Below are 16,683 nucleotides of genomic sequence, written 5' to 3' on the forward strand. Positions count from 1 at the left end.
TTAAGGAAGTGATCCGGTATGATCGTTAAATTTCTCGCAAGCTTTAGTTTTCTAGTCATGGCTGTTCTTTTTGCTGGAGTACTGAGCAAGGTTTCTTCGGTTGTTGAAACACGCTTTTTAAGTAAGCTAAGTGCTCGAAAGCAGAGAAACGTTTTAATAGGAGGGACGGTTTTTTTAGAATCGTGCCTTGTCATGCTACTAGCTAAAGCTAGTGAATGGTCTTACATCGATTCTTTGTTTGTTGCGAGTCTATTATTAATAGCGCTTATCTGGTTACCTGCTTACTTTAGGCCTTATCAGGAGAATGCCAGTCGTACTATTGGGAGGTTTCATCGAGGACTTCACTCAGGTGAAATTGATATACATAACGGAGGATCACGGCACCCTTTTTTTATCGGAACGTTGATTTTTTGTACAGTGGGATTACTAACTGTTTTTGCATACTATTTTTCGTATATTACGTAAAAGTGAATTGAGAAAAGCTATATGAGGAGCTGATCATTGTTGAAATATTCCCTGTGCATTGGAGCCTATCCAGGTGAGGATGTTTTCGCTCACCTGGAAAAAGTGAAAGATCATGGATTTCATGGGCTAGAATACTATGATTGGACGGAATTAAATCTGGAGCAAGTGGCTAAGGCCCAGAGTCGAATTGGCGTTGGAATTACAGCCATTTGTACGCGTTTTTTTAATTTAGTTAATCCGAAACTGCGAGAATCGTATCTTCAAAGCTTATCAGAAACGATTGAAGCGTGTAAAAAACTTGGAACGCCGTCGATCATTACCCAAACGGGAAATATGATGGTCGATACGCCCATTAGCCTACAGCAAGAAGCGATGGTTGAAACACTTAAAAGAAGTGCGGAACTGTGTGAAAAGGCTAATGTTGTACTTGAAGTTGAACCGTTAAATGGGCTGGTTGATCATGAAGGTCATTTTCTACAATATTCAGATCAGGCAGTGTCGATTGTCGATCAAGTGGATAGTCCACATGTAAAACTATTATTTGACGTGTATCATCAGCAAATTACGGAAGGAAATGTTACTCGTAACGCAACAAAGTTTTGTAACCGAATCAATCATTATCATATTGCTGATAATCCTGGACGTCATGAGCCGGGTACAGGTGAGCTGAATTTTCGGAATATCTTAAAAGCGATTAAGAAGACAGGCTTTGAGGGGTTTATTGGACTGGAGTGCAACTACACAATTCCAACAGATCAAGCAATCGACTCGTTTAAGAAGAAAATTATACAGTTTGTTGAATAAGCTACATGAAAAAGAGCGAGGAAGACGTGTTTGATATACGTTATCCTCGTTCTTTCTTTGACACTATTCTTTTATTTTTCGAAGACCATGAAGATCCAGAATGCCAAAACCAACTTTTGAGAAAATCGGAAGAACGATAAAGGCTAGTGTATCAACCATACCTTTTGTTAGGCCAACGCCTGATGCGCCAAAGAACCATGCCAACGGATAAAGCACCCAAAAAGATGTTAGATAAATGGCCATTCGCTTATAATGCTTGGCAAGTTGGTCGCTTTCATTTGCCATCCTCTTAAGAGGACCCCAGATAATCCTTAATATGATCGCAAGGGCAACAAGCCCTAGACTATACCAGATGTATTTTAGTGTATCAGGTGAAAAATCGGCGATTAGTCCAGTTAAAATCATGAAAACGTCAGCTATAATCAGAGACGCGATCAGTGTGCGGTTGATTTTCTTTTGGTAGAACATCGCGGTTAAGGCAAGTGGTAATAGTAACAGGGGAGTAGAGACCACCCAATCTAAGTATCGTGCAAAGTAAATCGTTTTCTCTGGTCTTTCTAATAGCCCCTGACCTAATGCAATGGATAAATAAGCGACTCCAGACCATCCTGTAATGACGATGGCGATCACATATTCATACAAAGGCACGCCTTTTGGTTTTCGACTTAGGAGATAAAAATAAATGGCGCTTGAGATCATCACGATAAAATAAAAAATGTGTAAAGATGTTTCGATTGAGTTCATGTTTCACCTCACTTGGATTTGTGATATCCAGTATTGACAGTGAATATGGATTTATTCAGCAGAGGTGTTTGCTATAGCAATGTAAGGCAAACAGCTAGACGAATCAGTAAGAACCTTTTAAAATGTGGGTAATGAACGGGAAAGGAGTTTCCGTATGAATTTTGTAGCATTAGATTTTGAAACAGCAAATTCTTCACGAGGAAGCGTGTGCTCGATTGGTCTTGTGGAATATGAAGATGGTCAGCTAGTTCGAGAATATTATCGTTTAGTGAAACCGAAACAAAATGTTTTCTCTGGCATCAATATTAGCATTCACGGAATTACAGAAGAAGATGTTGAAGATGCACCTGAATTTGATGTTCTGTGGCGAGAGGAAATTCGTGAGTTAGTTGAGGGGAAATTCCTAATTGCTCATAATGCGCAATTTGATATGAGCGTGCTACGTGCTGTTCTTGATCAATATGGCCTCCCATATCCAATGCTTGCGTATAACTGCACTGTGAACCTATCAAAAAAGACTTGGGTGTTACCCAAGTATAAATTAAATGTTGTCTCTGATTATCTTGGCATACAACTTGATCATCACCATGCGCTAGATGATGCAAGAGCTTCTGCTCAGATTTTCTTAAAAGTCGCAGAGACGTTAAATACAGCAGATATCAATGAACTTATCGCAAGAACAGGAACAGCAAACGGCGTTTTATTTGATAGCGGCTATGAACCTGCCAAATTAAATAAAAAAAACACAAAGAAAACCCCTGCACCACGTTAAATTTTGGTGAGGGGTTTTCGTGCTTCTTTTAAAAGAAATGAATCAGGAACGAGAGTGTATCCAGTTCACGTGCTAAATCAATTTGTTGAAGGTGAACGTTAGCTGGGAGCTTAAGGTAAGCCGATGAAAAATTCATAATACCAAGTATTCCGGTTTCAGATAGCTTTTCAGAAACCATTTGCGCTGAAGCGGCGGGAATAGCTAGAATGGCTACCGTTACACTAGCGGTTAACCGTTCATTCATTTCATCGATATGATAGACTGGGACACCTGCAATGGTTTTGCCAACGACTTTTGGATTATTATCAAACGCCATTTTAATTTTAGGAGTCGATTTTCGTAAGTGATTATAGTGAAGAAGCGCAGTACCCAGTCGTCCTGCGCCAATTAAAGCTGCTTCAGGCTCAGTCTTTTCGTTTACGATCAAGTGAAGGTGATTCACAAGTTTTTTAACTTCGTACGCTGCCCCTTTACGGCCTGGGGCTTTTATCTTAGAAAAATCTCTCCTCACAAGATCCGATTTAAAATTAAGCGCATGACCAATCTCAACAGAGGAGATCGATTTTTGCCCTGATTTCTTTACGCTCTTTAAATAAGAAAGGTAGAGAGGAAGACGCTTTATGATTGCATTTGGAAGTTTATTCTCTTCCTTTTTCATACGATTACCTCCGTCAAACTAGATCCGCTTTCTTCTCTATTATAATCTTAATCTAGCAAAGTGCAATTTGGAAAATAATCCAAAAGAACTAGTGAGGAGATAGGCTCCTGTAAAATCCTCAAACGATGGAATTCATATAGAGTCAACAGAAAAAGAACCGGTCATTGGGCCGGTTCTTTCAAAAGGTTATTGATTTAAATCTTTTTTGCATAAATACCAATCAATGCATTCAAGACCTTCTTCTTTTTCCCTCTTTTTCATATCTTCCTGTGTTTTAGGAGGCGAAACAAGGACTTGATCTCCTGGTTCCCAATTGGCGGGTGTCGGAGCACCGTGCTCATCCGTAGTTTTTAACGCCTTTACTAATCTCATAATTTCATGCATGTTGCGACCGGTCGTAAGAGGATAGTAGATGACAGCTCGGACAACTTGTTTATCATCAACTACGAAGACTGCACGACTCGTTTCCGTTTGACTTTCTTCCGGCATGATCATACCGTAGCGTGTTGCCACTTTTCGATCGAGATCAGCAATTACCGGAAATTCAATTTCGGTATCAAAGTTCTTCTCAATGTTTCGAACCCATGCTAAATGTGAGGAAACGCTATCGACACTAAGGCCGATTAACTCAACATCAAGCTTTCGTAACTCTGGATAAATTTCCTGAAAAGCCACGAATTCTGTCGTGCATACCGGCGTGAAGTCAGCGGGATGCGAAAATAACACAAACCATTTTCCTTTGTAATCATCGAGTGAAAGTTGACCGTGTGTCGTGTTGGCAGTAAAGTCAGGGGCTGGGGACCCGATTCGTGGTAGCTGATAAGCTGTTTCTGTTTGTTGTTCTGACATAGTGAAACATCCTCCTTCTATTCGAATCTATGATTGGTTTTCCCTCCTATTTTTTAACTAAACTGTCTTTTTTGTGAGGATTATTGTCAAGATAACTTATGGAAAAGAATGAAAATGATAGAATGAAAGAGAGGAAAAGTAATCCAAAGATAGAAGAGAGGAGAAATCGTATGCAAATCGAATTTCTTGGTACCGGTGGGGCTATGGCGATCCCTCGTCCACTATGTCAGTGCGCCGTTTGTGTAGAAGCGAGAGAGAAAGGTGTCCCTTATAGTCGATCGGGTCCTAGTGTTTTTGTTCACGGTCCTAACGTATTAATTGATACGCCTGAAGATAGCTATATGCAGTTAAATCGCTCGCAGATCTCGAGGATAGACGGCGTGTTTTATTCGCATTGGCACCCTGATCATGTTATGGGGAGGCGGGTGCTAGAATCAATAAATGCAGACTGGGTCAACCATCCCCCAGAAGGAACAACAACGGACGTTTATTTGCCTGAGCAAGTGGCGATTGACTTTCAAACTAGATTAGGTAGTGGTGAACATCTTGCTTTCTTTGATCAACAAAAATACATAGCGCTTCATAAGCTGAACGATGGGGACAAAGTAACCATTAATGGCGTGTCCATTACGCCGTTTCGCTTATCTGAGGATTATGTTTATGCGTTCCTGTTTGAAGGAGAAGGCAAACGGATATTGATTGCTCCAGATGAACTTTATGGTTGGGAGCCAGAGGACCTTGGTGAATTGGATGTAGCGGTATTGCCGACTGGCATCTGCGAATTTCACCCTTTAACAGGAGAGCGACAAATCAGTGAAGATCATCCTGTATTGAAAGAAGAAGCAACATTTCGTCAAACACTGGCTATTATTGAAAAGTTACAGGTAAAAGAAGTGTATTTAACACATCTTGAAGAACCTGATCAATTGAGCTATGATGATTTCAAAAAAGTGGAAGAAACGCTTCCGCATGATAAAAACATTTTATTTGCGTATGACACCTTAACAATTAATCTATAGGAAGACACGGTTTAAAAATCCGAACTTTAGGGAACCATTTTTCTAGATATAGAAACGAGGTGAGCGTATGGAACTGTCATTTGGGCTTATTCTTAATATTGTAATAGCCATTTATTTATTTGTGGATGCAAAAAAACGGGATAAGAGCTCTTTTTTCTGGGCGATTTTAGGGTTGATCTTTGGACCAATCGTTCTAGGGATCTACTTTATTCAAACAGGTAGAAAAGGCATTGGTTGGCTTATTATCATTCTAGCCCTTATTTGGTTTATTATTGCCATTGTGTTAGGTATATTGGCAGGGATCATTGGTCTCTTATTTTAAGATTAAACCTGAAGTGTACGCTTCAGGTTTTTCTATGGGTTTAAGACTTCATGGAATGTGGAAGGGTATTGAGATACTATTAAAACAAATGAGCGCTTGAGGTGAATGTGTTAAATTGACGAATGAGGGGATCTCACATTCATAGATAAGTAATGACTCAAGGGGGAAGCAATGGATGAAGAAGCAAAAGTGATAGATTGGATCACTTCCGAAGTCGAAGTAGAATCATGCACCATGCAAGATTATCCGGTGTACCATTCGGGTAAACGAGTCATCGATCGAAGCGGAGATTATCTTATTGTCTACTTTCATCCGTTGCTTGAAAAAGTAGTTTATACGTTTAAAGGGATTGAAGATTGTTTTTTTATTGCTCATCGTTAAGCAATTTTGAAATAGGTAAAATCGAATAAATATAGCAAAGAGGAGCGCAGATGCGCTCCTCTTTGGTGTTTATTTAACAAGGTGGATATTTGTTTCAATGTCTTCTGGCGTTATAAGCGAAAGTTGATTTAAAAGCGCGATTTGAAAGTCGCCTGGCCGATTTTCAATATGATCGGCGGCTTTTTCGCTTGCCACACCATAAAACGCAAGTACGCCGTACGCAGCTAACATCGGATCTGACTCAACAGCTGCGAAAGCTCCGAGAAGAGAGGAGAGAAGGCAGCCAGTACCGGTTACCTTCGTTAAGATCGGGTGGCCGTTACCAAGTTTAAGTGTCGTTTCGCCATCTGAAACAATGTCGATCGCCCCTGTAACGATGACGGTACAGCCAAACATTTTTGCGGCTTTTCTTGCTAGCATTTCGCTATTTCCTTCTCCTTCTGTAGCATCAACGCCCTTAATTGACCAGTTTTTCCCTGAAACATTGGCAATTTCAGCTCCATTTCCTCTTAGAAATTGCACGTCGACTTCTTTGAGAATATGTCGAGCTGTTGATGTTCGATACGGAGTGGCCCCTGCTCCAACCGGGTCGAGAATAACAGGAATGCTCATTTCATTCGCCGCTTTCCCAGCGATGACCATTGCTTCCACGAGTTCTTTTGTTAACGTGCCGATATTTAAAACAAGAGCTCCAGAAATCTTGGCCATATCAGCGACTTCTTCTTTCGCATAAGCCATAACAGGGCTTGCTCCTGCGGCGAGTAAGCCGTTCGCTGTAAAATTAGTCACGACGGTATTCGTTATATTATGAACGAGAGGAGATGCCTCTCTTACTTTAGTAATGAGGTCAGCTGCCTGAGATTTTTCCACGGTCAACATCCTTTCTTGCTTGTCATTTCTAATGGTTTTTCCTTTTTTTATTGTAACAATAAGGCGTGTTTGTGAAAATAAAAAGAAAGGAGTCCTTTTTTAAGGTCTTGAGTAACGATTCCAAAAACGTATGATCCATGAAAACGGAAATGGTAGTCGGTATCCGGCTTTTTCAAGTTGTTTTAGAAGGTTTATAAACGCGCCGCCAACGCGCCGCCAACGCGGCGCTGCTGTTTTAATTTTTCTTCATTCGCTTTTACTGTAATGCGATAGCCATCTTGAAGTCCCTCGACTTTCACTTCTTTTGCACCAAGCTTTTCGGTAGTTTCTTTCATCACTTTCGGATCCTCCATTATTCTTTCTCCTTTTTTAACCAGAGTCGTTTTTCCCGTGCACTAACAGTAAAGAGAGCGAGTAGCGCAATGCCGCCTGATATGACAGTGGGAAGGAATAGGGACTGAATCTCAAAAGCAAGACTTATACAAAATCCAATAAAACTTAACGAAAAGAGAATAAAGGCATAGTGTTTATTCCATAACATGCTTTTGGAGCGAATTTCTGTTTTCTTCAAGTTTTCTTCCCATTGACGATGATTGGTGAATTCATCTGAAAGTCGATCAAGGGGATTTTCAATTGAAGAAATTCTTGCATAGAACTGCTTCAAAAGTTGTTTAGGGTTATAGCCAGCCGATTCCTCGCGATTGATCCACTCTTTAACAATTGGTTTGCCTTCTTCAATTAAGTCAATATCAGGGTCCAAGGTATAAAGGATGCCGACAATTGTTGAAATGGCTCTCCCTAGAAAAGCGAATTCACTCGGTAATTGAATAGGCTGCTTGTTTACGAGGGTTTGTACTTCCTTCAAAACTTGTTCAGCGGTATCTTCATTCATCATTGTTAAATCCTGTTCAATGAATAAGGTGACTAGCGTTTGAATGGCTTTCTCTATCTGTCTTTTATCAGAGTTAGGAAGAAGGAAGCGCAATTCGTCTAGCGCCTCTGTAACATCGCTATACTGACTAAGCACGATCCCGGTAATGAGCTTTCGAATGGAAAGGGCATCCCTTGCTTCGATATGTCCGACCATGCCAAAATCGATGAAAACGATCGTCCCGTCTTCTTGAATAAGAAGATTGCCAGAGTGAGGATCGGCATGAAATTGTCCTTCTTGAAGAAGCTGTTCAAGATACCCCTTTAAAAGCTTGCGAGCTAGCTCTCGTCGATCAATGGCTTTCTCATCAATATAAGAAAGGTTTGTTATACGAGCGCCTTCCATCCATTCCATGACGAGCACTTTTTTCGTTGACCATTCTGGGACGTAATTTGGCACCCGATAGCTTGGACTATCACTGTAGCGCTCCTTAAAGTGAAGGCCATTTTTCAATTCTTTCTTAAAATCAAGCTCATCTTCAATCACATGACGAACTTCACCGTAAAGCCTGCTTAAATCAAGCTGCTTGCCGTACGACGTAAACTTATCCATAAGCCAGAACACGATGCGAAGGGCTTGAAAGTCAGCCCTAATAATCTTTCGAATGTTCGGGCGGCGTATTTTAATTGCTACTTCTTCGCCCGATTTTAATGTTGCTCTGTACACCTGTCCTATGGAAGCTGATGCAATCGGACGATCTGAAAGGTGGTCAATCACATCTAGAACGTTCGCTGCCCATTCTTCTTCAAGAATTTGTTTCGCTTTCTCCCATGAAAAAGAAGGGACGCGGTCAACGAGATCTTCAATTTCTTCTAGAAAAACTTTTGGAAGGATATCCGCTCTTGTTGAGAGGAATTGTCCTAGCTTAACGAGCAATCCTTCAAGCCGAATCGCTTTTTCCTTGTACTCCTTTGCCTGCTTTTTTAATAGTTTTTGCCAGCGTTCCTGATCCCATGAATGCTTGCTTTTTCTTCGAAAGCGTTCAAGTTGGAGGAAGAACTTAACGGACATCCAAACGATCACACTAATCCGATACAGCGATTGATATTTCATAGACGACTCCTACTCCTGAATAAGTTGTTTAGTGTTTAACATAGCCTATTTCCATCAATTAGAAACAATTTATATGAGTAAGGAGCACATCAAAAAACCCCTATCACAACTAGCGATAGGGGATAGATTGGAAATACATCACTTAAACCGGTGCATTTACTTCGAGATCTTCAATTTCTTTCTCCTGATATTCCACATCTTTTCTAGCATTAAAGCGATCTGCTTTTTCAACGGTTACGGTAATGTTGTAGTCTGGAATACCCGCATATTTCTCATATCTTCCTCGAGGTAAGAGGAAGTTTCCTTCAGGAAAGTGTACTTCTAGATTGCCGCTTGCAATATCTACAAATTTAGCTCTTCCTTGAAAGACACCGAATCCATTGTATACGACAATTCCTTCCCCTTCAGTGATGCTTAGTCTGCTTGCATCTGTTGCATTCATAAGAACGTCATATCGCTCTGCTTTATTGAACGGGTCCGTTTCTTTATAAACCATAGAGTTAAATTGTTTGCCGCGTCGTGAGGTCACGATAAATTGTCCTTCCTTTTTACCCAGGTCGGGTATTTCAACAGAGACAAGGTTTCCTTTCCCATCGGGCGTCGGGCATATCCCATCTTCACATAACCAGGCGCCACCCCACTGGAATACATCGCCTTTCTTAGAGAGGTGTTGAACACCGTCATAATCGGGATTTGCGATGGCGATTTCATCTCGAATCTCCTGACCTGTTGTGAAATCAACAAAGTGTGCCGTCTCTGGTTTGATTCGTTTAGCAAGGTCGATGTAGATCTTCCATTCTGATCGAGCTTCTTCTACCTGATTTTGATTTCCTTCTATTTCGGGCGAAAAATAAACCATTCGCTCGGTTGAAGTAGATGTAACGCCACCTTCTTGTTCATATCTCGTTCGAGCGGGTAGCACGATAACGGCTTCTTTCGCATCCACCAGAGTAGAGGTGTTAAGGATAATATCCTGGTGAACGCGAATCTCTAGCTCAGACAGGGCTTTTTCTATAAAATCAGGATCTGGCATCGTTTCAAGGAAATTTCCTCCTGATAAGTAGTAAAGTTTAATCTTTCGTTCGTGATCTTCTGGAAGGACGATGTTTTCTAACGTCACCCCAACGATATCACCCTGCCATTTCGGTAGCTCGAATCCCCATACTTGTTCCATGCGACGAATGTTATTGGCGTCAAATCCACCTCCAGGTAAAACAAACGGATCGGCTCCCATTTCTCCCGAGCCTTGTACAGACGAGTGGCCACGGAAAGGCATTAAGCCACTGTTTTTTTTGCCAAGAAACCCACGAAGTAGAGCAAGATTAGCGACTTGGGAAATGTTGTCTGTAGCGAAGGAGTGCATGGTTAACCCAAGGGCCCATGCAAAAACAGCGCTTTGACTTTTGGCGAGAAGAAGAGAGAGTTCGATGATGCGTTCTTTTGCTATGCCGGAAGAGCGGACGATCTCCTCCCATGATTGGAGTTGAACGTTTGCTTTTAACGCTTCATACCCATTCACATGCTTTTGAACAAAGGAGTGATTAATCGCTGAGCCATGCTTCTCCTCTTCCATGTCAAACCAGTGCTTCATAATGCCGTGCATAAAGGCAATATCTCCTCCAACGTTTACCTGATAGAAGTCGTCCGCTAATTTGGTTCCAAATAGAGCGGATTCACCGTTTGATGGGATCCAATATTTGTCCATGGCTGGCTCTTTGTACGGATTGACCATAATGATTTTTGTTCCTCTTTTTTTCGCTTCAAGCATGTACTTCGTGGAGACAGGAGAACTATTTGAGGCAACGCTTCCCCAGAACATTAAAACGTCCGTTCCAAACCAATCCTGATAATTTACTGTCGACGCACCTACACCGATTGAGCGTTTTAAGGCGGTTTTACTCGGTGAGTGGCAAATACGTGATGCGTTGTCAATATGATTCGTGCCTAGAAATCGAGCTACTTTCGACGCTACGTAATAAGACTCGTTTGTAATTCCTCTGGAAGTTAAGTAAAAGGCATACTGTTTTGGATCAAGTTTTTTCATCTTTTGTGCGATAAGGTCCATTGCCTCCTCCCAAGTAAGACGAGAGAAGTGGTTTTCTCCTTTTCGGCGAATTAATGGGTAAGGAATCCGTCCTAATTTGCGAAGTTCGGTACTGCTGTATTGACGGAGCTCTTTAATATCGGAATGAAGCACATCCGGATCGATTGCTGGCATTGTGTTTAGTCTTAGTACGTTAAGTCGTGTTGTGCAAACGTGAGGACCTTTTAATGTTTGATCGTATAATCCTGAAACTCCTAAAGCACAGCCATCACAAACGCCCTGGGTTAAAATTCGGGTCGCATAGCTGATATTATCACGATTTTCCCATGCGATTTTGGCAGTGTCTCGGAAGTGCTGAGGTTTTACTTTTCCTAATCCAAAGGGGATGGGACTTACCCAATGCTTTGGCTGGGGTTTCTTTGTTGCTTTAATTGGTCCTTGATGTTTTGTTTTACCCATTTGTTTCACTCCTTTAATTCATTCACTACAAATAAAAAACCACTGCCTCGCCCGTCACTTGTGACGGAAAAGCAGTGGTTGAGTCTTTAGCAGGGTCGCTACCAAGTGCCTAACCAGAGGTTATTTCTATGTTTTCAATTGAAAACTTTTCATTTTTTCTTCTATGTTTTGATCAAATACAAAGATTGACATCCCAAAATCACGATCAATATCGATATCGACGAAGAGGTCAAGGAATTTACTATCTAGAAACTCTTCCATCTGCACCGGAGGATTATTGCGATACATTTCTTTCACCATTTCAGTTCTTGCAGCTCGAAGCATTTGTTTACCGTCATCTGCGCTAGCAATAAATTTTTCTACAGGTGAAAGGTTTCCTTCCATTTCACAAATTGCCCAGTTTTTGCAAAACGTTGTTGTGATCTTACTCGGTCCTTTGCCCATGTGTTTCTTACGAAAAGAACGAACAAGGTTGCTAAATTCTGCTTCATACTTATTCATACTGTCCTACCTTCTTATTGAGATGATCTTATCCACACTTTACTACATGATCATCACTACTTAAAGAATTTACATATTTACAGCCGTAGGTGCTTCATTCTCTTTCCGTAGCCTACGAATATCTTTTCGAATGACGATTGAAATAATGAGGGCGACAACAAACATGCCCGCAAAGAAAGTTAAGCTAGCAGCGTAACTTCCAGTTGTATCTTTCATCCATGCAGCAAACATAGGTCCAACAAGTCCTGCTGCAGCCCAAGCTGTTAGAATATACCCATGAATCGCACCGAGCTGTTTAGTGCCAAACATATCACCAATATAAGCTGGGATAGAGGCAAACCCTCCGCCATAGCATGTATACACGATCGCTAGCATGATTTGAAACAAGATCGCTGTTGTTGTATGTGGAAGAAGAGCAAACAAGCCAATTTGCAGAACGAAGAAAGTAGTATACGTATTGGGACGCCCGATGTAATCGGAAACGGATGCCCAACCGATTCGCCCAAGCCCATTGAAAATTCCCAGGACACCAACGAGTGCTGCAGCTTCGGTAGTTGATAATCCGATGCTTTCTTGCGCAAGCGGTTTTGCAGCAGACAAAATGGCAATTCCGCATGTTACATTAATAAATAGCATGAGCCATAAATAATAAAATCGTGACGTTTTGATCGCTTCGTTGGCTGTTAACTGGGAAAGATCACCGGATTTTTTCGACTGCTTCTGTTTTTCTTTAAATCCTTTAGGGGCCCAGCCTTCAGGTGGCTTCTCTAAATATAAAGAAGAGGCGACCATGATAAAGAAATAACTTGCTCCGAGTATGTAAAAAGTATTGGCGGTTCCAACGGATTTAATTAACGTATCCATTACAGGACTTGCGATCGCTGCTGCGAATCCAAAACCCATTATGGCAAGTCCAGTCGCAAGACCGCGCCGGTCAGGAAACCACTTAACTAGCGTTGAGACAGGAGCGATATACCCTACCCCAAGGCCAATTCCTCCAAGTGCTCCATAGAATATGTAAAGAAGAGGAAGAGAGCCGAGATTTACAGCGAACCCAGAACCGAATATACCAATTCCAAAAAAACTAGCTGCAAGAAGGCCAGCTTTCCTTGGGCCATACTTTTCTACAAAATGACCGAGAAATGCTGCGGATAAACCTAAAAATAATATAGCTAGACTAAATGTAAATTGTACTTGTTTAGCCGACCAGCCAAATTCGTTAATAAGTGGGTCGGTGAAGTTACTCCAGGCATAAACGGAACCGATCGAAATATGAATCCCTACTGCAGATGTTGCAATTAGCCACCTGTTTTTAACCTTTTCCATCCACTACATCTCCTTTAGTACATTATCAAGCTAACTAAAAATACAAAATAAAAAACTGTCGATCGACCAAATAAGAGAATGGGCATTCTCTTGGAGGTGATTGACAGTTAGTAGTTAGCAGGGAACGCTACTATCTAAACCAACAGTTAATCGCTTTCACTTTTGTTGTAACCATCAAAACCGATGACAGGTTCGCTACCTCGTGTCTTTAATTGTTACAACATCATGAACTTTTATAAATAATAGCATAAATTTTTACAACCAATCAATAAATTCTTGAAGTTTAGTAGAATTGAGTGAATTATTTAGATCGGTTTTTAACCTTCTTATGAATGAAAAAAGAAAGTAGAGCAGAGGTTGCCAGTACAATAATGGTTACTAAAAAAGAATTTTCCGCACTTGTATAATTGCCTGCACTAGAATAGGAGGATTGGTGATGGAAAACAGTGAAAAAAATTCCTGATAGAAGCTGGAAACAAAAAAATAACACGATAAAACTGCTAACGAATGAGAGGTAATTCTTCATCAGTATTGTTCCTTTCTATAATCAATCAAGCTAGTTAAAACAGCTTATTAATAGTACTTCGCGTTTCATATAAATTACTAGGGGGAGAAAAATCAAAGCTACACAGATCCTTGATCGTAAGAACTGTTTCGCCTTCCAAAAAGAGGGGAATGGTAGAAACAGACTTTGCAATTTCTGTTTAGGGAGGACAATATCGTGAAACGTGCTATGCTCATAATTAATCCATCGTCTGGTAAAGAAAAAGCAATGAATTACGAAGAAGAAGCCGTAAACATTTTACAACAAAATCATGTGGACGTTACAGTAAAATATACAGAAAAAGAAGGGGATGCGATCCGTTTTGCTAAAGCCGCATGCGAGAATCATTTTAACACGCTTGTCGCAATGGGCGGAGATGGAACGATTAATGAAGCGATTAACGGTTTAGCAAGTGAGTCGGAGCGCCCTAATTTTGGCTTTATTCCTTTAGGGACGGTTAATGATTTCGCAAGGGCGCTTGGTATTCCAATGCAACCGAAAAAAGCGCTAAAAGTTCTAGCACAACAGGTTACTAAACCGGTTGATATCGGACGTATTAATAATCAGTACTTTATGAATGTGCTTGCTGTAGGAGCGATTGCAGAAGCCGTATACGACGTAACGCCTGAGCAAAAATCCAAATTTGGACCGCTTGCTTATTTAATTGAAGGTGGAAAAGCACTAAAAGATAAAACACCATTTGACCTAAAAGTGACGTATGATGGGAAACAATGGAATGGAGAAGCGTACATCATGCTGATTGCTTTAACGAATTCTGTAGGAGGGATTCAGTCTTTCGCCCAGCATGCTGAAGTGAATGATGGGTATTTTCATGTCTTTATTTTAAGAGAATTTTCTCTACCTAAAGTATTTAAAATTATCCCAGATCTCTTTAGTGGAAATTTACAAGACAACGGTCAAGTGGAATATTTTCCGGCATCTAAATTAAAAGTAGAGTCAGATGATGAGCTTGTCGTCAATATTGATGGGGATGAAGGTGTCCATCTTCCATTTGAAGCAGAAGTGAAGCACAATGAATTACATATTTTTGTTCCTGAAGAGTAGGACCTCTACTCTTTTTTCACGTTGACTGAATCGAATACCTGGTGCATTTAAATGTCCTGCTTCTTATTCTCATTCTTCTTGAATAGGCTAGTTGTGATGAAAACTGGGATGAGGTGGAAAGCATGGGGCAAAAAGTATTGTTTTTTGGAGACGTTGGAATTGACGACACGATTGCTCTGTTGTTTGCTTATTTATCAGAAGGTATAGATGTCATTGGCATAGTCGCCTGTTATGGTAATGTATCGAAAGAGCAAACAACGCGGAATGTGCGTTACTTACTTCAAGAAGTTGACCGAACAGATATCCCGGTAATGGGTGGTGCCGAAAAGCCAATGACAGGTGAAGTGCCAACATATTATCCGAATGTTCACGGTCCGGAAGGTTTGGGTCCGATTAGCCCGCCACCAATTGAAGCTGAGCCATTAGAAAATTTCTTTGAAGTGATTACTCTCATTGAAAAATATGGTGAAGATCTGGTTATTGTTAACGTGGGCAGAATGACTTCGCTTGCCACGCTGTTTCTTCTCTATCCAGATACGATGAAAATGATTCGATCGTTCTATATTATGGGTGGAGCATTCAATGTACCAGGGAACGTCACTCCGAGTGCAGAAGCGAATTTTCATGCGGATCCCGTTGCAGCGAATATCGTCATGAAGTATGCAGAGAATGTTTTCTTATTTCCACTTAACGTAACTCAACACGCTATTGTAACATCAGGAATGGTCAATTATATAGAAGCAGTAAGTAAGCCTCCTTTTCTTAAACCGCTACTTGATTATTATTACGAGGAATTTTATCAAAAAATGATTCCGGACATTGAAGGAAGTCCCGTTCACGATGCGCTCACGATCATGAGCGTCGAAAATAATAGCATCTGTACTTTTTACCGTACGCCAGTTGCAGTAGAAATTACTGGAGAGGCGCGGGGGCTTAGCATCGGTGATTTTAGAAAATCCTTTGAACAAGGAGAATTTGATAATAGGCCGGCTCATCATGTGGCGATCGAACTGAATTATTTTACGTTTTATAAATTATTTATGGAAACGATGACGGGAGAGACATTTTAGAAAGTGAAACCTTTTCTTGTCATTTTTCGTAAAGAGAGTAAAATCGATAAGAAAACACCATCTAATAGCTACCTAGTGACAAATTGACTTTGATTAAGTATAGAAGTCGGTTCCCCTTATACAAGACATCTGTTGCGAATAGATTAAAATAGACAAACGTAACAAATGCAAGAAATGAAGAGGGTGCTTGGACTTGAACGACATTGAGAGAATGATGATTCATATCAGAATAGAAGGGACAAGTGTTCTTCAGAAACCAGATGACTTAACGATCATCGGGAGAGGAAGAAGTGCGGTTGTTTTTAAGATCCCGGATACGCAAAAAGTTCTTAAAGTTTTTTATCCTGAATTTGTTCATCTTGCAAGACTTGAAGCATCGATTTATCAAGAGTTAAACAATAATGAATACTATCCTTCTTTCTATGAAGGAGGAGAGGGATATGTCGTATTAGAATATTTAGAAGGACTGACCTTTTACGAATGTTTAATTCAAGGAATCGTGATTACAGAGGAAATGATTGCAAAAGTTGATCATGCTCTAAACTACGCGCGTAAGAAGGGGCTAAATCCTTCGGATACGCATCTTCAGAACGTTATGCTACTATCGAATGGGGAAGTTGGCGTCATTGATGTCGTTCGCTTTCGCCAAAGCAAGGTGTGTACACACTGGGAAGATCTTAAGGTAGCTTATGAACGCTTTTACTCATCTCGTTTCTTTCCAAAAAAATATCCAGTGTGGTTCGTGGAGATGATTATTCGCCTTTATCGTAAAGGCTTTATTCGATTGAAAAAAAGGAAGTGAAGAC

At 40.7% G+C, this 16,683-nt stretch carries 18 protein-coding genes; 9 read left to right on the top strand and 9 right to left on the bottom strand.

Translation table 11 applies throughout. The annotated features are described in order from the left end of the window. Window positions 1-18: 18 nt before the first annotated feature. Together LCL91_RS00510 and LCL91_RS00515 are read left to right on the top strand one after the other, a co-directional pair. Window positions 19-465: a hypothetical protein gene (locus LCL91_RS00510; protein ID WP_224879027.1), complete on the top strand. Its 447-nt coding sequence runs from the start codon at window positions 19-21 to the stop codon at window positions 463-465. Window positions 466-501: 36 nt separating this feature from the next. Beyond that, complete coding sequence (locus LCL91_RS00515) at window positions 502-1,269, top strand: TIM barrel protein (protein WP_224879029.1); 768 nt, start codon at window positions 502-504, stop codon at window positions 1,267-1,269. Between the two features lie 63 nt (window positions 1,270-1,332). Here LCL91_RS00515 and LCL91_RS00520 read toward each other — a convergent pair whose 3' ends face one another. After that, window positions 1,333-2,013, bottom strand: a complete 681-nt coding sequence (locus tag LCL91_RS00520) for a bacteriorhodopsin (RefSeq protein WP_224879031.1) — start codon at window positions 2,011-2,013, stop codon at window positions 1,333-1,335. 154 nt (window positions 2,014-2,167) lie between these two features. Between LCL91_RS00520 and LCL91_RS00525 the strand changes: the two genes are divergently transcribed. Continuing rightward, window positions 2,168-2,785, top strand: coding sequence for a 3'-5' exonuclease (locus LCL91_RS00525; protein ID WP_224879033.1), 618 nt, complete (start codon window positions 2,168-2,170; stop codon window positions 2,783-2,785). A gap of 28 nt (window positions 2,786-2,813) precedes the next feature. On the opposite strand, the gene LCL91_RS00530 is transcribed toward LCL91_RS00525, so the two are convergent. Together LCL91_RS00530 and LCL91_RS00535 are read right to left on the bottom strand one after the other, a co-directional pair. Continuing rightward, on the bottom strand, window positions 2,814-3,443 hold the full coding sequence (locus LCL91_RS00530; protein WP_224879035.1) for a redox-sensing transcriptional repressor Rex: 630 nt from the start codon (window positions 3,441-3,443) through the stop codon (window positions 2,814-2,816). 186 nt (window positions 3,444-3,629) lie between these two features. Beyond that, on the bottom strand, window positions 3,630-4,292 hold the full coding sequence (locus LCL91_RS00535; RefSeq protein ID WP_224879037.1) for a peroxiredoxin: 663 nt from the start codon (window positions 4,290-4,292) through the stop codon (window positions 3,630-3,632). Window positions 4,293-4,462: 170 nt separating this feature from the next. Here LCL91_RS00535 and LCL91_RS00540 point away from each other — a divergent pair, with 170 nt between their 5' ends. The 3 genes from LCL91_RS00540 to LCL91_RS00550 all read left to right on the top strand — a co-directional run bounded on the left by LCL91_RS00540 (window position 4,463) and on the right by LCL91_RS00550 (window position 6,014). Next, window positions 4,463-5,311: an MBL fold metallo-hydrolase gene (locus LCL91_RS00540; protein WP_224879038.1), complete on the top strand. Its 849-nt coding sequence runs from the start codon at window positions 4,463-4,465 to the stop codon at window positions 5,309-5,311. A gap of 67 nt (window positions 5,312-5,378) precedes the next feature. After that, complete coding sequence (locus LCL91_RS00545; protein WP_224879040.1) at window positions 5,379-5,633, top strand: hypothetical protein; 255 nt, start codon at window positions 5,379-5,381, stop codon at window positions 5,631-5,633. A gap of 171 nt (window positions 5,634-5,804) precedes the next feature. Beyond that, window positions 5,805-6,014 (top strand): hypothetical protein, encoded by a 210-nt coding sequence (locus LCL91_RS00550; RefSeq protein ID WP_160920011.1) that lies wholly within the window; start codon window positions 5,805-5,807, stop codon window positions 6,012-6,014. Between the two features lie 69 nt (window positions 6,015-6,083). On the opposite strand, the gene thiM is transcribed toward LCL91_RS00550, so the two are convergent. From thiM to LCL91_RS00580, 6 genes are all read right to left on the bottom strand, one after another. After that, window positions 6,084-6,884 (bottom strand): hydroxyethylthiazole kinase, encoded by an 801-nt coding sequence (gene thiM, locus LCL91_RS00555; protein WP_425589644.1) that lies wholly within the window; start codon window positions 6,882-6,884, stop codon window positions 6,084-6,086. Between the two features lie 191 nt (window positions 6,885-7,075). Beyond that, a complete protein-coding gene (locus LCL91_RS00560; RefSeq protein WP_224879044.1) occupies window positions 7,076-7,237 on the bottom strand; it encodes a hypothetical protein in 162 nt (53 codons plus the stop codon). Continuing rightward, window positions 7,237-8,868 (bottom strand): ABC1 kinase family protein, encoded by a 1,632-nt coding sequence (locus LCL91_RS00565; RefSeq protein ID WP_224879046.1) that lies wholly within the window; start codon window positions 8,866-8,868, stop codon window positions 7,237-7,239. Before LCL91_RS00565 ends, LCL91_RS00560 begins: the two co-directional genes overlap by 1 nt. 142 nt (window positions 8,869-9,010) lie before the next feature. Then, window positions 9,011-11,371 carry an FdhF/YdeP family oxidoreductase gene (locus LCL91_RS00570; protein WP_224879048.1) on the bottom strand — a complete coding sequence of 787 codons (2,361 nt, stop codon included), beginning with the start codon at window positions 11,369-11,371 and terminating at the stop codon, window positions 9,011-9,013. Window positions 11,372-11,497: 126 nt separating this feature from the next. Next, window positions 11,498-11,872: a DUF2294 domain-containing protein gene (locus tag LCL91_RS00575; RefSeq protein ID WP_224879050.1), complete on the bottom strand. Its 375-nt coding sequence runs from the start codon at window positions 11,870-11,872 to the stop codon at window positions 11,498-11,500. A gap of 69 nt (window positions 11,873-11,941) precedes the next feature. Beyond that, a complete protein-coding gene (locus LCL91_RS00580; RefSeq protein WP_224879052.1) occupies window positions 11,942-13,198 on the bottom strand; it encodes an L-lactate MFS transporter in 1,257 nt (418 codons plus the stop codon). Between the two features lie 721 nt (window positions 13,199-13,919). Between LCL91_RS00580 and LCL91_RS00585 the strand changes: the two genes are divergently transcribed. From LCL91_RS00585 to LCL91_RS00595, 3 genes are all read left to right on the top strand, one after another. Then, the gene (locus tag LCL91_RS00585) at window positions 13,920-14,807 is read left to right on the top strand and encodes a diacylglycerol/lipid kinase family protein (protein WP_224879054.1); all 888 of its coding nucleotides are present in this window, start codon (window positions 13,920-13,922) and stop codon (window positions 14,805-14,807) included. A 122-nt stretch (window positions 14,808-14,929) separates the two neighbouring features. After that, window positions 14,930-15,877 carry a nucleoside hydrolase gene (locus LCL91_RS00590; RefSeq protein WP_224879056.1) on the top strand — a complete coding sequence of 316 codons (948 nt, stop codon included), beginning with the start codon at window positions 14,930-14,932 and terminating at the stop codon, window positions 15,875-15,877. A gap of 193 nt (window positions 15,878-16,070) precedes the next feature. After that, window positions 16,071-16,679 (top strand): hypothetical protein, encoded by a 609-nt coding sequence (locus LCL91_RS00595; protein WP_224879058.1) that lies wholly within the window; start codon window positions 16,071-16,073, stop codon window positions 16,677-16,679. Window positions 16,680-16,683: the final 4 nt, after the last annotated feature.

Source organism: Guptibacillus hwajinpoensis (assembly GCF_020171785.1).
GTDB lineage: Bacteria > Bacillota > Bacilli > Bacillales > Guptibacillaceae > Guptibacillus > Guptibacillus sedimenti.

Bases quoted from the DNA above. Each gene is read 5' to 3' on its own strand.
- LCL91_RS00550 (WP_160920011.1), top strand. From the start codon at position 5,805: ATGGATGAAGAAGCAAAAGTGATAGATTGGATCACTTCCGAAGTCGAA.
- LCL91_RS00540 (WP_224879038.1), top strand. From the start codon at position 4,463: ATGCAAATCGAATTTCTTGGTACCGGTGGGGCTATGGCGATCCCTCGT.
- LCL91_RS00560 (WP_224879044.1), bottom strand. From the start codon at position 7,237: ATGGAGGATCCGAAAGTGATGAAAGAAACTACCGAAAAGCTTGGTGCA.
- LCL91_RS00520 (WP_224879031.1), bottom strand. From the start codon at position 2,013: ATGAACTCAATCGAAACATCTTTACACATTTTTTATTTTATCGTGATG.
- LCL91_RS00545 (WP_224879040.1), top strand. From the start codon at position 5,379: ATGGAACTGTCATTTGGGCTTATTCTTAATATTGTAATAGCCATTTAT.
- LCL91_RS00565 (WP_224879046.1), bottom strand. From the start codon at position 8,868: ATGAAATATCAATCGCTGTATCGGATTAGTGTGATCGTTTGGATGTCC.
- LCL91_RS00570 (WP_224879048.1), bottom strand. From the start codon at position 11,371: ATGGGTAAAACAAAACATCAAGGACCAATTAAAGCAACAAAGAAACCC.
- LCL91_RS00590 (WP_224879056.1), top strand. From the start codon at position 14,930: ATGGGGCAAAAAGTATTGTTTTTTGGAGACGTTGGAATTGACGACACG.
- LCL91_RS00580 (WP_224879052.1), bottom strand. From the start codon at position 13,198: ATGGAAAAGGTTAAAAACAGGTGGCTAATTGCAACATCTGCAGTAGGG.
- LCL91_RS00525 (WP_224879033.1), top strand. From the start codon at position 2,168: ATGAATTTTGTAGCATTAGATTTTGAAACAGCAAATTCTTCACGAGGA.
- LCL91_RS00510 (WP_224879027.1), top strand. From the start codon at position 19: ATGATCGTTAAATTTCTCGCAAGCTTTAGTTTTCTAGTCATGGCTGTT.
- LCL91_RS00530 (WP_224879035.1), bottom strand. From the start codon at position 3,443: ATGAAAAAGGAAGAGAATAAACTTCCAAATGCAATCATAAAGCGTCTT.
- LCL91_RS00575 (WP_224879050.1), bottom strand. From the start codon at position 11,872: ATGAATAAGTATGAAGCAGAATTTAGCAACCTTGTTCGTTCTTTTCGT.
- LCL91_RS00535 (WP_224879037.1), bottom strand. From the start codon at position 4,292: ATGTCAGAACAACAAACAGAAACAGCTTATCAGCTACCACGAATCGGG.